Origin of the sequence: Lysinibacillus sphaericus, assembly GCF_005217585.1 — a bacterium.
Taxonomy (GTDB): Bacteria; Bacillota; Bacilli; order Bacillales_A; family Planococcaceae; genus Lysinibacillus; species Lysinibacillus sphaericus.
Window position 1 is genome coordinate 1191731 of sequence record NZ_SZPT01000002.1, and the last position, 17170, is coordinate 1208900.

The following is a 17170-nucleotide window of genomic DNA, read 5'->3' on the forward strand; positions in this document are numbered from 1 at the left end:
TTACACAGCACTCCTAAAATGGATTTTTATGTTTTTAGCCAATTACCCATATTCCACCAATAACAATAGATAATACGGTTATAAAGGTCTGATATGCAATATCCATTATGATATTTGCAATGCTGTCCGCGTCTGCCTTTTTATTCATTTTCATAACATTCCAGTGTGACCAAAGACCACTAATTCCATATATATACATAGCTACGATTGTTCCTAACCAGAACCCATCTCTAAACCAAATACACATAACGCCCATAACACCTAGACCCAATTGTGAAAACCCGTATTTTATCTGGAACGGCCCACCTGGCCAACCGACCATTTTGGCATTTTGTTTTGCAAAAATCATATTACTTAATAATCCTGTAATACCTAAAAGTCCAAATGTTACTACGAACTGATGAAGTAAAATTACCGAGCAGATCAATTGAGGGTCAGACGGAAATCCCTTCATATATAAGTCGATAACAGCTGTAACAATTCCTAATCCCCATAACACTAAAAAGAACATATTTTTATCTCCTATTTATATAAATCTATTTTCTGTCCAATCTTGTTTATTGATTAAAAAAATTGGCTTCTTTCATTTCATATACAGTTTTCTTGACAGCCTCTATAACGTATTCGATATCTTCTTTGGAATGCTCTGTAGATAAGAAACAATTACGTCCTTCCCAAATATAGATACCTTTTTCTAACAAACCATAGTAGAATATTTCTTTTTCTAAATTTACGGTAAATCTAAATAATGAACCAAGCTGATTGATACGAATATCTACGTGTTCACGTTCAAAGAATTGATTTAATTCGTTGACAAATTCAGTAGTTTTTAGATTCAATGTTTGATAAATAGTGTGCTTATTTTCCTTTATATATTCGAGCACTGCATTCGTAGCTGCCATCGCCATCGGATGATGACAGAAAGTACCTGCAACGAATGTTCTTTTGTCTTCATTAGGAGGAACAGAGTCGTCTCCGAAGTTCCACATGCCACCATCTATACTATCTAAATATTTCTTCTTACCCGCTAAAACACCTATTGGCATTCCGCCACCAATAACTTTTCCATACGTTACAATGTCAGCTTCCACACCAAAGTATTCTTGTGCTCCACCACTAGCAATTCGGAAACCTGTAATAATTTCATCAAAAATTAAGGCAACGTTATTGTCTTGTGTCACTTGTCTTAATTTCAACAGGAAATCCTTCGGTTGAATATCTGGTCTTCGGCTTTGGATTGGTTCCGTTATAACGGCCGCAATCGTATCACAATGTTGTTCGATATATTGCAAAGAAGATTCGGAGTTAAAATCCAACATCACAACGTCTTGCACTGCACTATCAGTAATTCCCGGTACTAATGAAGTAGTTGTATGATTTGAATCATCTAAATAATTCGGCATTCCTAAAAAACCATCGTAAGTTCCATGAAAAGCTCCTGTAAAACAGACGATTTTCTTTTTACCTGTAACAGCTCTTGCTACTCTAACTGCAAACATATTTGCTTCTGTTCCAGAATTACAGAAAAATACTCTGTCTACTCCCGCTAACTCGGAAATATTTTGGGCTACTCGTCCAGTAAGCCTGCCCATTGGACCAACAGGCATTCCTTTTTCAAGTTCATTTCTCAATGCTTTTCTAACAAATTCTGGGCTATGTCCAAACATTAAGACCCCAAAGCCCATCGTCAGATCAATCATTGTATTGCCATCAATATCTATTATCTTAGAACCTTGGCCTTCTTCCGCAATAATTTGATAGAGCATTTCTTTATATAAAGGTCTAAAGCCCGCAGAGTTTCGATTACTCGCATATATATTTCTATATTGTTGGGTTCTATCCTTTGAATTTTTAGTAAAAATATTAATGCGTTGTTCTATATTTTTAATGTATTTTAATTGAAGTTCATCTACTTCATCTTCTTTGTTAAAATCTAGCTTTTTATAAGGCTTGTAATAATCATCGGATTTTGTCGGGGCTATTGCCGAACTGGCTTCCTTTTGCACACCCTTTGTTTTCTGGCCATTATTTTGTGCTTTCGTTGTACTGGCAATTACTTTTAAAATCTCATTTTGTTTTGTCATAACATCATATTGGTTGTTAAATACTTGCACCATCATATCCATATCTAATTTTCCTATACTATGATAAGTGACTTCGTTTGTAGAGTTGTTAAGTTCTTCAGGTAGCGCGTCAATAACATCCATTACTTCTTGATACGTTTCCTCTTGTTGTTCAGCCTCCACAATGCCATTTTCTGCAATGTAATCTGCAATTAGTTGTAACGTATTTAAAGTTGTAAAAAATACATCTAAAGGAATTTCTACCTTGTACTTTGCATGGATTTGCTTGGCAAGTGTTAGGAGAAGGATTGAATCAAGACCATAGGAAATTAATCTCTTCTTTTCATCTATTTCTTCTTTTTCCATGGCGGATATAATATGAACAATTTCTTTTAATTCTTCTATTACGATCATCGTTTTTGTTTCATCTAGAACTAGATTCTTCATTTTTTTACTCCTTTCTTGCTGTTTATTTAAAAATATTTTCAAGAAGCTGTTTCTGTAACATGAGTTGCTCATTTTGTTTTTCCAATAACTGTTCCAAATTCACATAGCTTGTATCTGCTACCGAAGTTGCTTTGTTTTTCCACAAGGTCTTTCTCTCAAAAGGATAGTTAGGTAAAATAATTTTCTTTTTATTGTAATTTTTATAGAAGCTATTCCAATCAATTTTCATCCCATTAAGATATAAAGATTTCAAAGATTCCAACAACTGCTTATAATCGCCTATTCCTTTTCTAAGTGATGGAACAAAAATGGCATTGTCATTTTGCAAACATTGGCCTGCTAAGCCACATAAAGTTGCATTACCACCAATTTCAATAAATGTGGAAACGCCTAATTTATCTACTTCCTGCATCGCTTTCATAAAATGAACCGTTTTTTCAAGATGTTCTGTCCAATACCCTTTATTTTCAAATGTACCGACGTCCTCTAGCTTTCCTGTTACACTTGAAATAATTGATTTTGGCGTTTTATTGCAAACAACATGCGCTAAACTTTCCCCATATATTTCTTTATATTCTTCCATTGCAGTTGAATGATAAGGATATGGAATATTTAAATCGGTAACAAAAGCTCTGACCTTTTTATGTAATTGATTAATTACCATATCAACTTCTTCACTTAGACCAGATACTGTAATATTTTTAGGTGCATTAACAGCAGCTATTGATACATTTTTACATCCGCTTTCCAATATTGCTTCCTTCATCGTCAATTCATCTACTAACACGCCCACCATTTTGCCATTCGGTGTCACACTAACCATAAGTCTACTTCGCATCGCAATCATGTTCGTAGCATCTTCAAAACTTAGCATGCCGACATAACATGCTGCGGCATACTCGCCAACACTATGCCCAATCACATAATCTGCTTTTATATTGAATGAATCCCAGATTTTCGTTAAAGCGTATTCCAACGAGAATATAATTGGTTGCGAATAAAGCGCATTTGTTAATAGTTCTTCGTTTGCTCCAAACAAAGTGTCTTTGATAGAAATGCCTAGGAGCTCCTTAAATCGATTATCACAAAGATCGAAGGTTTCTCTATACGCTTGCGAATTTTCATAAAATTCTCTTGCTGCATCTTTGTAGATGGAGCCTTGTCCTGTAAATAAAAATGCAATTTTTTTCTTTTTACTTTCTGCTTGTCCAATGTAGTATGCCAGTGAATCTTCATTTTTGAGCACATGATCTATTTCTTCAATAATTTGCTCTTTATTGTTACCAACTATTGCGAACCTGTATTCATGTTTATCTCTTGTAATATTTGTTGAATAGGCAATATCACTAAGTAGTTCTGTGGAAACGCTAAGATAATCTCTTATTTGAGAAATTGCTTTTACTAACACATTTTTATTCTTTGTTGAAATCGTTAGCATACTTTCAGGTAGATTACTTTTTTCAGTTTGTGGTGTATTTTCTTCGTGCTCTGCTTCTTCTAGTATTAAATGAGCTAATGTTCCACTAATGCCATACGCACTAATACCCGCTCGTCTTTTTTTCCCATTACTTTCCCATTCCGAGAGCTTATCGACTACTTGAATTTTATCCCAATCAATATTGGGGTTTGGATTTTTAAAATGGATACTTGGCAAAAGCTGTTTATGTTTTAAGGAAAGTAATACCTTGATCATACTTGCCATCCCGGATGCCGCCTCTAGATGACCAATATTCGACTTTACAGAACCAACCTTTATGGGTGCTTTTCTGTTTTTAAATACCTCACAAATTGCCTGTGCTTCAATAAAGTCACCAAGAGAAGTTCCTGTCCCATGAGCTTCAATATAATCAATATCATCTACATCTAGCCCTGTCCTTTTCAACGTTTCTGCAATCACTCTTTGCTCTGCCAGCCCATTTGGTGCAAAGAAGCCATTGGATTTACCATCTTGTCCGACATATATCCCTTTTACTAATGCCTCTATACTGTTGTTATCTCTTTTAGCATCACTTAATCTTTTTAATATGATAATTCCACAGCCTTCGCCTCGGCCAAATCCATCAGCGGATGCATCAAAAGTTTTACAACGTCCATCTGGTGATAAACCACTGTTTTGAGATAGTCCCACATAGGGCTCTGGATTTAGCAGCAGATTTATCCCTCCAACAATGGCTACATCACATTGACCACTTTTTAGGCTGTCTACTGCCATGTTCATCGCCGTTAATGACGATGAACATGCAGTACTTAAACTTACTGCTGGTCCTTTAAAATCATAAAAATAAGATATTCTACCTGCAGCAGAATGAGAGGATGCTCCAACAAGTGAATATAAACCAATATCTTTTATATCCCCTGACATCATTTCTCTGTTTACATAGTCAACTGCGTCGATTCCTATGAATACGCCTGTTTTACTGCCCTTCATCTCTTCGATATTCAGACCAGCATTCTCCATTGCCTCCCAGCTCACTTCCAATAGAAGTTTTTGCTGGGGATCGACAGATACTGCCTCTAGTGCAGAAATTTCAAAATGCAAATTATCAAATGTCTTAATATCTTGATCTATAAAGGAACCATAACGCGTATACATTTTTCCCTTATCTTGCCTATCTTCGCTGAAAAACGCTTCAACAGGGAATCTTTCAGGTTTGATATTAGTAACAGCATCATATCCTTGTGATAATTTGTCCCAGAATAAACTGCTGTTATTTGCACCGCCTGGAAATCTACAATTATAGCCAATTATTGCAATTTCATTTTCCTCTTTTGATTTTTTCAATTCTAAATCTAGTTCTTTGATTTTTTTAGCAGCCTTTAATAAGGCCTCTTTATATTTATTTTCAATGTCATTGTTCATATATAACACCTCTGACTATATCGTTAACTTATCAATTTCAGATAATAAGTCATCTATGTTTTCGGATTGTTCTTCTAATTCACCCATATTTTCATTTTCAAGAATTAGAACTTCACTTAATAAATAATCAGAAAGTTTTACGATGGTTGGATAATTGAAAAATACAGAGACATTGACATCGATACCTAGCAATTTATTAATCGCTGTTCGCATAGAGAATATCATTAAAGAATCTGCACCTTGTTCTTGGAATGCTTTATCTATGGATAGTACTTGGTTATGATCAAAGCCCATAATTTTCCCGCAAATACTTTGCAGTTTTTCAATTAGGATTTCATTTTGGCCTTCACCTGATAAACTCATAAGCGTTTCCAAGAAATTGTCCTTTTCATCTTGAACTATATCCACATGTAGGTCCTTTTCAGACACTAATTTGGATAGGAATTCTGTCTTGCCTGCTGCAGTTTCCAAAGATTTTACTAGGGTATTCCATTCTATATCGGCAATTAGCAGATTCTCATATGGTTGATCCATAAAATCATTAATAATGCTTTGTCCCTGGCCTTTTGAAAAAGTTTTCATACCCATTCTTGCCATCGTACTCGATATCGCATCATTATCTGCTGCCATCCCACTTTCATTCCATGGTCCCCAGCAGAAAGTATAACCAGGGAGTTTATTCATGTTCATATATGTTGCAAATGAATTCATAAAATGATTGGCAGCAGCGTAGTTGCCTTGTCCCATATTTCCAATAACACTCGTGATAGAGGAAAGCATCATGAAGAAATCCAATGTTTCCTTGTCAATTGCATTGAAAACATTAAGCGTTCCAACAACTTTTGGATTCATAACCTTTTCAAAATCCTCCCAATTGAGGTCAATCAACATCTTATCGTTTAACACACCTGCTGCATGAACGACGCCTCTAATAGGAGGCATCGTAAATTGAATGTCATCCAGCGCTTTTATCAGACTTTCATCATTACATACATCCGCATGGACAATCTTTACTTGCACTGCTTTGTCTATCAATTTTTGAATCGCTACTTTGGCATGTTCACTTGGTTCGCGTCTGCTTATTAAAATAAGGTTTTTAGCACCTGCATTTACAAGTTGTTCAGCATAAGCAAGACCCAATGCTCCTGTTCCACCTGTAATTAAATAAGAAGCTTCTTCTTTTAATACAATTTTCTTATTTTTTTCTAACCCTTTTTTCAAATAATCCGCATGAGCAATTAATCTTCCTACATAACGTTCGTTTTCTCTGAAGCAAACTTCCTGTACACTATCCCCTAATACTTCATGGATAAAATCACTATTTTCATAGAAAGTTATTTCATCCGTATCAATGATGCCACCAAAAATTTCAGGATATTCTATACTCATTACTTTTGCTAATCCCCAGACCATTGATCCTGATAAATTTAGTTTTTTCTCATGACGAAGCTTTTGCACATCTTTGGTCACGATTTTAATTTTGCTACCTTGTGTGTAACCCTCTTCATTCATAACTTGAACCAAATAGTGTAATGCTTTAATTGCTCTATAATTCACCTTATTATTCGCTAGATTCGGAACACTATCCTTAGTAGTACAATAAATAATATTTAAGTTTTTCTTCCCGCTGTCTTTGCATACATCTGCAAGAAGCTTCGACCACTCTTCTTTATTGTCCTGATTGATCGTATAATCATGGGTATTTTTCTTTAGGAATTCATCTCCATGTAGTACACATATTGTGTTTAAATGGTGTTTCTCCATATTTTCTTTTAAACTTGCTGCCGCAATTGCCTCATCTGCAATCAGAAGGTACTGTTTATTGACTGGCAACTCCTCTAATTTTCTAATGGCATCTGTTTGCACCCAGTCTGTATGGTAATACAATTTGTTTGCACTACTCATTTCTTGTAATAAACTTTCGCTTTCTGTAATTTTGGCCATGAGGTTATCTATTTTCATTAATACTTCGCCTTTTTCGTTATATACAATAACGTCCGCATACGTAATATCATTTTTTACAGTTGATTTTGAATAACACCATAACTGATCGGATTCTCGATAGTTAAACGTCAATTTCTCTAAATAGTATGGAATAACTGTTTTATTGCCATCTTCATTAACATTTGTACGTTCTTTTAATTTTTCTAAAACTAAGGCAATACCTGTTTGGAATATGGAGTCAATTGTTCCTGGGTAGAGTACATAATCTTTAAAGTATGGAATGGTTTTTAAAGGCTCTACCACACAGACACATTCATCTTCTCCGTAGCTAATACGCTTAATCCGTTGGAAACCTTCTCCTAATTCAAAACCAGATTTACTCATAAAATAGTAGATACTATTTTCAATATTTTCTTCATAGGACAGGCGTTTATAATCATCCATATTTGCTGTCATTTCTGAAAACTCATATTCATCTTGCATACATACATTGCCTTTAGCATGCATTAGCCATTTATCATATTTAGAGTTAAAATCTCTACTGACAATATTAAATTTGTAATCATTGTCTTCTTTTTCTAAACAAATTTGCACCTGTTTTTCTTCATCATCTGTTGCAGCTAATGGTACCCTGAAATCTACTTTACTTAACACGCAACTTTTAGCATTTCCAATTTCTTTCACAGCCGAAAGTATCATGGCCATATGGGCTGCAGCTGGAGAAATAGCTGTTTTGAAAATTACATGTTCTCTCATAAAGTAAGGTTCCAATGCAGTAAATTTCCTTTGGAATACTACAGCGTCACTCATTGATGGAAGATCAATTCTTTGGCCTAGAATATTGTGATAATCTTCAGCATTGATACTCTCTGATGCTCTATCGTATTTCAAATCCATCCAATATTTGTTCTTCTCATATGGATAGTTAGGAAGTTTTACTTTGTTCCAATTTGTGTTACCAGCGAACGTAATATTGCTCCAATCCACATCTACACCCGTTACATAAAGCAATGCAATTTCATTTGCCAGTTGTACTTTATCTTCCTTCTTCATGTTTAAAGTAGATGCAATGACTCTTTCATCTTCAAAAATTAATTTACAAAGTGCTGCCAACACTCTATTACTTCCTACTTCTAGCAATAAATAGTTTTCTTTTTTATCAATGCTTGTAACCGCTCCAAAGAAGTCAACTTTTTCTCTAATATGACTAGTCCAATAGTCGCCATCAAGAATTTGACCTTCTTCTAATTCTTTGGCGTAGAGCGACGAAACAAATTTTACCTTAGATTCTTTATAATCCAATTCTTTTGCTATTAAATGGAAGTCATCTAATATTGGCTCCATTAGCATAGAGTGAAAAGCATGAGATACCTTTAATTCTTGTACACGCATGCCTTCCATCTTTGCCTTCTCAACCACTTTTTCTATATCTTCCGCCATTCCAGAAATTACACAAGTTTCTTCAGCATTGTGTGCTGCAATACATACCGTCTCTTGGAATCCAGTAAGAAGTTTTTGTACTTTCGCTTTATCTGCAAAAACAGTTGCCATCTTGCCTTTTCCAGGTGCAGCATCCATCAGTCTTCCTCTTATTGAAACTAGTTTAATAGCATCTTCCAGTGTCATAATCCCTGCTACAACTGCTGCTGGATATTCACCAATGCTATGTCCCATCACTACCTCTGGTTTAACACCATAGCTCTCCCAAAGTTTGTATAAAGCATATTCCACCGCAAAGATTAATGGTTGCGCATAAACCGTTTTTTCAATCACTTGTTCGTCTGCATTTTCCCCATATATTAAATCGGCAATGGATTTTAATAAATACGGTTTAAACAATCGATCACAAGTGTCAAATGCCTGTTTAAAGACAGCATTAGAATCATAGAGTAGTTTCCCCATATTGAGATACTGTGAGCCTTGTCCAGTAAACATAAAGACAACTTTTCTATCTTTTTGCATCAACTGGTGCTTATCTATATTTTCAAAGACCCCTTCTGCATACCCATCTTTTAGATAGCTTTCTAGTCTCTCAGCAATCATTTTTCTGTTACTGCCACATACAGCAAATCGGTATTCTAAATCCGATCTTCCTAGATTGGCTGTATAAATAATATCTTCTAATTCATTGTCCGAACTATTTGCTATCAAATTATAGTACTGTTCAATTAGTTCATTTAATGATTTCTTGCTTTTTGCTGAAATTTTAAGTATATAATCTATGCCATCTTGGATATTTGTTTCGTTTTTACCGAAATCCTCATTTTTGTATTCTTCGATAATCGTATGGGCATTTGACCCACCAAATCCAAAGCCATTAATGGCTGCAGCTCTTAAGCCATCCTCTTTTTTCCACGATGCATGTTCGCTTATCACTTCTACATTTGCACCTTCCCAGTCAATAAACGGATTCGGTGTATGGAAGTGAAGATTTGCAGGAATCATATTATGCTTCATGGATAATAAAACTTTAATTATTGATGCTACCCCTGCAGCAGCCTCCAAATGACCAATATTAGATTTTACAGAACCTATCTTTAATAGATTATTTTTACTTCTGTTCTTTCCGTAAGTTGCACCAACTGCATGAACTTCGATTGGATCTCCAAGTTTTGTGCCTGTTCCATGCATTTCTACAAAATCAACATCATGAGGATCCATACTGGCATGCATCAAAGTTTTTTCAATCAATTTTTCTTGCGCTTCCCCATTTGGTGCAGTTAGGCCGTTACTCTTACCATCCTGATTAATTCCAGTTCCTCTGATAATACCTAAAATTTCATCTTGATCTTTAATAGCGTCAGATAATTTTTTCAGTATAAGGACGCCACCGCCTTCTCCACGCCCATAACCATTTGCCGCTTCATCAAATGCTTTACTATGCCCATCTACTGATGTCGCTTGCAGTTTCGAAAAACCGATATTAGTCGTTGGAGATTCCATTAAGTTAACGCCAGCTACAATTTGCATATCGGCTTCTCCGGCCTGCATTGCGGTACAGGCTAAATGCAACGCCGAAAGCGTGGACGAGCATGCGGTATCAACTGTAATACATGGTCCTTCAAATCCAAACGTATAAGATACCCTTCCACATGCAGTACTCATACAGCTTCCTGTCAGAGCATATGCACCAATAGTTGATAATTCTCCTGAATATAATTGCGCTAGATTGTATTCATTATTAGACATGCCTACATATACGCCGGTGTTCGATCCGTTGTATTTAGTAATATCCATATTTGCATTTTCAAAAGCTTCCCATGTGAGCTCTAATAGCATTCTTTGTTGGGGATCAAGGGCAGCTGCTTCTTTTGGAGATATATTGAAAAACCCTGCATCAAATTCATCAATATTGATATTTAAAAAACCACCCTTTTTGCAATACATTTTTCCGGGAACGGTTTTATCTTCATCATAATACTTTTCAATTTCCCATCTATTTTCAGGAACATCACATACGCCATCTACTCCATTTACAAGCAAATTCCAGTACTCATCAATACTATTAGCACCACCTGGAAAGCGACAACTCATTCCAACGATTGCTATTTTATCTTGCATATGCTGCTCTTCGTTCATGTTCCCTAGACTCCTTTGCTTCTCTTCTAAATTAACAAGTGAATAAATATGTTCAGACAAATCATATATAGTGAAATACTTAAAAATATCAGCGACAAGAATATTTACGTTAAATTCTTTATTTAAATTTTCAATAAACGATGGGATATTAATAGATACAATGCCATATTCAGAAAAAGGAATGTCATGCGCTAATACTTTTACATCGAAACGTCTCTCAATATATGTCACAATTTTCTTCGCAATAGAATTTCGAGAGTATCTCGTTTTTTCAGTATTAACCATTTGGCTTTTCTTACTATAATTCAAGTTATTTAGTATTGTTTCATATGTGCCAGCATTATATTTTTCAGTTAACCCACGTCGAAATGCTTTGCCACTGTTTGTTTTAGGAATATCTTCAACGGGTACTACCTCACTAATAGTCAGTCCCATTTTCTCAAAAACCATTGAAATAATGTCGTTTTTAAAGTCCTTAAATTCTTCTATATCCTTGTTATTTTCAAAGTCCATTTGTGTTTTTATAAAAACAATCACTTTCTCATTGTCATTTTCCTGCTTTGTTCCATTGCATACTGCACACTGTTGGTGCTTTGTATTATGCAAATGGTTATTTATTAGTTCTTCAATCTGTGCGCACGAGACTTTTTTCCCGTTGGCTACAACAAGTTCTTTTTCTCTTCCAATAATGATAAGATTGTTATCTTGAATAAATCCTATATCCCCTGTACATAACCATTTCTCTTCAAAAAATACTTTATCGGTCGCTTCTGAATCTTGATAATAACCTGCTGTAATACAAGGACCACTTGCACAAATTTGTCCTAAATGCCCTTCTGGGAGCTCTTGGAAGTTATCATCGCGGATACTAAGTTGTACAGTTTCCAAAGGCGTACCCATTTCAAGAAATACATTATCTGCTGTTTCGCCATCCGCTAATTCCCTACACTGCACTTTGTCACCAATCACAAGCTTATCGTTTGTAATTTCGAATGTTCTAGCATGCTTTCCTAATCTATTTGCGGTTAACATAATTGTCGCTTCAGTCAATCCATATAGCGGATAAACCTTATCTATAGAAAACCCATAAGCATTTACTTCGTTACAGAATTCTTTGTATAATGCTTGACTAACCGACTCCCCACCTAAAAACATGCTATCTACACAGGACAAATCCCATTTAAAGTTTTTCTCCGAATTCATATAAACATTATTAAAATGCTTCAATGCGAATGGCAGTGAACCAATTCTAGTTGCGCGATATTCATTAATAGTTTCCGCCCAAATTAACGGCTGATTCATGTACAATTTAGTAGAAAGCAGGCATTGATCTGCGCCCGCCATTAATGGTACAAGGTGGAATATGACTAAACCATAACAATGTGTTAATGGTGTCCATGATAAAAACTTATCATTTTCATCTATTGCATAATGTTTAACAAAGCCATATACGTTAGCAGCCACATTGGATTTGCTAATCATTACCCCTTTTGGCGTGCCCGTTGTTCCAGAAGAATATAAAATATATAGGATATCTTCTGGTGAAGTTTGATACTCTACATTCAGATTATTCGGACACTTTAAAATCTCAGTATAGAAGTCCTGAAGGCATAGCACTTTCCCTTTGTCCTTATCCTGTTCACTATCACTGACGATAATTGGATGAACCGACTTTTCCAATACATGTGTTAAAAGACTATCGACATTACTATTTTTACTTGCATCAATCGGAACAGCGATATAGCCTCCTATTGCACACGCCCAAAATGAATATAAAAAGAGCTCTAGATTTTCACACCGAATAATGACTTCTGCATTTCTGCTAACACCTTGCTTTTTAAATATTTCAGAAACATAAAAACTTCTATTCCATAGTTCTCTGTATGAAATAAATTTTTTATCCTCTTTTGAAAGGACAATTGTAATTCCTTTATCTGTTTTACTAAGTTTTTTTAGTGCTCCTAATATATCATCTGTTTTTTTCATTCCATTCCCTCCCCTATCAAACCTTCTAAAAGCTTTTTATGTCTTATAAAACGCTAAGTACATCTCTTGTACCTATCCTTCAGCCAGTTTTTCTAATTCAGCCAGTACTGCCTCCACATCATCTACGATAGCGTAATCCGCATATTCGAATATGGGTGCATTTTTATCTTTATTGATGGCAACGATTATTTCAGCATTTTTAACGCCAATCATATGTTGGCTAGCGCCCGATACACCGAATCCTACATAAATAGGTGAAGCCAGCATTTTCCCAGACTGACCAATCATTCTCTCTTTTTCAATATATCCCGCTTCAACGACTGCTCGGGTTCCAACTATTCCAACATGTAGTTTATTTGCAATTTGGCAAATTTTTTCAAAAGTATCTTGATTTTTAACTCCTCTACCAATACAAAAAACTTTATTTAAATTGTTCATCTCTTTCTTGTCGAACTTTTCTATTCGCTCTAGAACACCCCATGAATTGGACAACTTCTCCATATCATCATCGTATGTAACTTCCTCTATCATTCCACTACATTGCCCAGCCTTCATTTGTTTTGCAAAGATGTCTTTTTTCACAGTTGCGATGATAAATTCGCCATTAGAACAATTGTTTTTGGCAATTGTCACACTATTAAAGGCAGTTCTCAAAAAAGACAGTTCGTTATTTTCATCAAATTGAATATCAGTACAACCTGCTATAAGCCCGACCTCAAATCTGGCAGATAATATCGATGCCGTTATTTTTCCATTGCTAGATTCCGGAACCAATATGACTTTTGGGATGCGTGTCTTTATCATATTTGAGATTATATTTGTAAAATATGTCATATCAAATGGCTCGTTTTGTCTACAGATCACTATATTGTCTGCTCCATATTGAAAGAACTTATCAAGTTGCTCACTATCCTTATGTCCAACACATAATACTGTTACCTTATAGTTGCATTGATTACTGAGACTACTAGCTTTTGTGATGACCTGTAATATATTTTCATCGTCGTATTCTTGAAAATCACATATGATAACAATTTCTTTTTCCATTCAACGTTCATCCTTCATGCAGGTTATCGTTTACTATTGTGTGCCTTATCTGTTACTAAGTTATAGATTAAAGCCGCTTTTTCTTGTGCCGTTTCTTCTATAAATAGCTTTTTCTGTTTTGCTTCTTTTTGAACATGCCATTCTTTCACCTTTACACTAGCAAAACCACACTTTTCTACATCAACAGCTAAATCAGTAGCATTCCATACAAGGATCTCTTTTTTTCTTGCTTTTTTTAATGCTAGTAAATTGATTAAAGGCTGCGTAACTACATAATCGTAAAAAGAAATAACAGCGGGTGGTTTCAATCTCCCAATAATTATTTCAGTGTCTTTTACTTGTTTTAGCTGAATTGCTGATGCCTCATTCCCTAAAATCTCAGCTATATCAGTTAAACAATAATAGTTAAGACGTTCTCCTATGCCATATACTGCTTGTCCAACTTCTCCATCACTACTTCGTCTTCCACATGCTACAAAATCCACATCTTCTATTTTTTTGATTGCCTGTACTAAAATGTATGAAGTAGCGACTGTATCCGAACCTTCGAATAGCTCATCATTTAATAGAATGGCTTTATCTGCTCCTAAAGCAATAGCCTTTTGAAGCAATCCTTTTGTACTGTGATTACCCATACAAAGACAGATAATTGTGCAATCAATCGATTTTTTTAATTCTATAAATTGTTGTAATGCATATAAGTCATATGGATTTATAATAAAGTCCTCTGTTCGTAATTCATTTGGAAACATCTCTTCAGCTTTGATTGGTTTTAAACATACTACAACTTTCATGAGCACTCCTTATCACATATATCTTGCATTGGCCATATTATAAATTGTATTTTTTTGCATTTCATTTGTGCCTGAATAAATACTGCTTGCCAGGGCATCCCTTAGCTCTCGTTCCATTTCATACTCTTTTGTATATCCATATGCACCAAAAATTTGCATTGCATCTCTACACGTTTTTATGTAATTTTCACTTACAAAAAGTTTAAAAATAGAAGTTTCAAGGTAAGCAGATTTTTTTTGATCTTTTAACCATGCGATTTTATATAACATTAATTTCGCCATTTCTATATTTACTTCCATTTCGGCAATTTTATGAGATACTGCCTGATTTGAACCTATTGGCTTTCCAAACTGTTTTCTTCCATTTGCCTGTTTGATGCATTGTTCCATAATTCGTTGCATCACACCAATATGTGGCGCAAATTCAAAACATCTTTCCCATTCTAGCGCGCCTGTGAGAATATTATTACCATAGTTAAATTTCCCTAATATATTATTCTTTGGCACTTTTACATTATCTAAAATAAGTTCACTCGTCGGACATGCATTCAAGCCCATCTTTTCGATATCATTCCCTGTCGTTACGCCTTCAAAATTGCGCTCAACGACAAAAGCAGTGATTTTCTTATCTGGAACTTCCTCAGTAACAGCGAAAACAATAAAAATATCAGCGATAGGACCATTGGAAATAAACATCTTTGTACCATTAAGTACAAAACAATCATCTTCTTCCTTTACATTTGCAACCATCGCAAATGCATCAGATCCTGCTTCAGGCTCTGTAATAGCAATTGCCCCAATTTGTTTCCCTTCAACCATCTGTGGTAAATACTTTTCTTTCAATTCATCTGAACCATATAAATTGATTAAATTTTGACATACCCATATATGATTATTAATCACAAAAATAAATCCATTATTTTTACATGCATATCCAAGACTTTCAAAGACCATTGCCGCAGTCTCGTAGCTTTCCCCAAGACCTCCGTATTTTTCATCTACAGTTATCCCTAATAATCCAAATTCACTAACCTTTTTCCACATATCCATGGAGAATTCTTCGTAAAATTCACGTTCATTAAGATTTTCTCTTGCGAAATCAATGATTTCCTGACTGTATTGTTTCTGCTCTTTCTTTACTGAAAAATCCATCAACGTTCTCCCCTTCATAAACAAACGTTACATAGTCTGGTATAATTCGCTCGTATGACATATCTGCTTCAAATATTACGACATCACCGTCTTTACCTAACTCTTTAAAGCCGTTAAATTTGTATGTAATGTACATAATTCTATTTTTATCTGTTGGAATAAATTGTGCTCGTAAAGTTTTATTATTTTTTATCGATTCATTAATAAGAAAATTCATGAAAATATTACCAATACCTTTGGACATTACTCTGCATGACATAAGAAGTAGCTTCAAATCCCAAACGTCAGCCTTCTTTTCTACAAGCGCCAAGCCTATTTTTCCGTAAGTACCATATTTATCATCAAGCTGTGCAACATACACTTCATAATCATCTGCTTCAAGAAAGTTCTTTAATTCATCATAAGAATAAATGTAACCTGTGGAATTTAACTGGTGTGTTCTGACTGTAAGCTCTTCAGCTCTCTGAAGATCGTCTTCCTTAGCTTTGTCAATTTTGAAAGTCATATTAAGCGTGGATAAAAATTCTTCTTTCGTACCACTATACGCTAGCTCTTCTTTATTTCTTTGAATATCACTGTGGTACATTTTCCTTCTATTTTTCGAATCATTTGTTATAAATTTTGGCATCATTCTTTCCATATCTAGGATTTTGTCAATATCATTTGCGTCAATACATAAAATTTCTGGATAACTGAATAACACTTCTTCTCGTTCAAATTCTTGGTCATCTACAAAACTCAAAGTATCTATACCAATATTGATGTCTTTTGCAATTTGAGCAACAGCTTCTGACTTACTGTTCCAGCTAATTTGAGGATAAATAAAATAGTCCCACAAACCAAATTCTTCAAGTTTTTCTTTGGCCATATCATAGTTGTTTTTACTGCTTATTGATTGCAAAATTCCTCTTCTATCTAGTTCCTTTATTACTTCAACTACATTTTCTTTTAAAGTTAAATTGTCATTCTCTATTAAAATTCCATCCCATAATGTATGATCTAGATCCCAGACAACACATTTTATTTTCTCCCCACTCATACTGTTTCCTCCATTGCTAACTTCTTTTCAACTAAGGCAACAATTGAATTGATATCTTTAAAATTGTCCAAATCTAATTCCATATTATCGATGGAAATATCAAATTCAGTTTCAATAAAATTAACTAGATTCATTGCAAATAAAGAATTAACTAATCCTTTTTCAAAAATATTGTCTGTGTCATTGATCTCCGTAATTTTTATAAACTTTGATAAAAACCCTTTAATTTTCTCTTTTGTATTCATTATTATCACCTTTC

General features: G+C 34.7%; 9 protein-coding genes. All 9 read right to left on the reverse strand.

All coding sequences use genetic code 11. The features are described from left to right. Positions 1-34 precede the first annotated feature (34 nt). The 9 genes from FC748_RS11350 to FC748_RS11390 all read right to left on the reverse strand — a co-directional run bounded on the left by FC748_RS11350 (position 35) and on the right by FC748_RS11390 (position 17156). On the reverse strand, positions 35-511 hold the full coding sequence (locus tag FC748_RS11350; protein WP_024361545.1) for a DUF6790 family protein: 477 nt from the start codon (positions 509-511) through the stop codon (positions 35-37). 46 nt (positions 512-557) lie between these two features. Then, positions 558-2510, reverse strand: coding sequence for an aminotransferase class III-fold pyridoxal phosphate-dependent enzyme (locus tag FC748_RS11355; RefSeq protein ID WP_167492673.1), 1953 nt, complete (start codon positions 2508-2510; stop codon positions 558-560). 22 nt (positions 2511-2532) lie between these two features. Then, a complete protein-coding gene (locus FC748_RS11360) occupies positions 2533-5370 on the reverse strand; it encodes a type I polyketide synthase (protein WP_108029587.1) in 2838 nt (945 codons plus the stop codon). 15 nt (positions 5371-5385) lie between these two features. Further along, on the reverse strand, positions 5386-12879 hold the full coding sequence (locus FC748_RS11365) for a type I polyketide synthase (RefSeq protein WP_108029586.1): 7494 nt from the start codon (positions 12877-12879) through the stop codon (positions 5386-5388). Positions 12880-12951: 72 nt separating this feature from the next. Beyond that, entirely contained in the window at positions 12952-13926 is a 975-nt protein-coding gene (locus FC748_RS11370; RefSeq protein ID WP_108029585.1) for an electron transfer flavoprotein subunit alpha/FixB family protein, read from the reverse strand. A gap of 23 nt (positions 13927-13949) precedes the next feature. Beyond that, the gene (locus FC748_RS11375) at positions 13950-14720 is read right to left on the reverse strand and encodes an electron transfer flavoprotein subunit beta/FixA family protein (protein ID WP_108029584.1); all 771 of its coding nucleotides are present in this window, start codon (positions 14718-14720) and stop codon (positions 13950-13952) included. A gap of 12 nt (positions 14721-14732) precedes the next feature. After that, positions 14733-15872, reverse strand: coding sequence for an acyl-CoA dehydrogenase family protein (locus FC748_RS11380; RefSeq protein WP_108029583.1), 1140 nt, complete (start codon positions 15870-15872; stop codon positions 14733-14735). Then, positions 15820-16911 (reverse strand): HAD-IIIC family phosphatase, encoded by a 1092-nt coding sequence (locus FC748_RS11385; RefSeq protein ID WP_024361552.1) that lies wholly within the window; start codon positions 16909-16911, stop codon positions 15820-15822. The genes FC748_RS11380 and FC748_RS11385 overlap by 53 nt, the downstream gene beginning before the upstream one ends. Next, positions 16908-17156 (reverse strand): acyl carrier protein, encoded by a 249-nt coding sequence (locus tag FC748_RS11390; RefSeq protein ID WP_025218865.1) that lies wholly within the window; start codon positions 17154-17156, stop codon positions 16908-16910. The genes FC748_RS11385 and FC748_RS11390 overlap by 4 nt, the downstream gene beginning before the upstream one ends. Positions 17157-17170: the final 14 nt, after the last annotated feature.

Coding starts and splice junctions, on each gene's coding strand:
- FC748_RS11350 (WP_024361545.1), bottom strand. CDS start 511: ATGTTCTTTTTAGTGTTATGGGGATTAGGAATTGTTACAGCTGTTATC.
- FC748_RS11385 (WP_024361552.1), bottom strand. CDS start 16,911: ATGAGTGGGGAGAAAATAAAATGTGTTGTCTGGGATCTAGATCATACA.
- FC748_RS11360 (WP_108029587.1), bottom strand. CDS start 5,370: ATGAACAATGACATTGAAAATAAATATAAAGAGGCCTTATTAAAGGCT.
- FC748_RS11390 (WP_025218865.1), bottom strand. CDS start 17,156: ATGAATACAAAAGAGAAAATTAAAGGGTTTTTATCAAAGTTTATAAAA.
- FC748_RS11375 (WP_108029584.1), bottom strand. CDS start 14,720: ATGAAAGTTGTAGTATGTTTAAAACCAATCAAAGCTGAAGAGATGTTT.
- FC748_RS11370 (WP_108029585.1), bottom strand. CDS start 13,926: ATGGAAAAAGAAATTGTTATCATATGTGATTTTCAAGAATACGACGAT.
- FC748_RS11380 (WP_108029583.1), bottom strand. CDS start 15,872: ATGGATTTTTCAGTAAAGAAAGAGCAGAAACAATACAGTCAGGAAATC.
- FC748_RS11365 (WP_108029586.1), bottom strand. CDS start 12,879: ATGAAAAAAACAGATGATATATTAGGAGCACTAAAAAAACTTAGTAAA.
- FC748_RS11355 (WP_167492673.1), bottom strand. CDS start 2,510: ATGAAGAATCTAGTTCTAGATGAAACAAAAACGATGATCGTAATAGAA.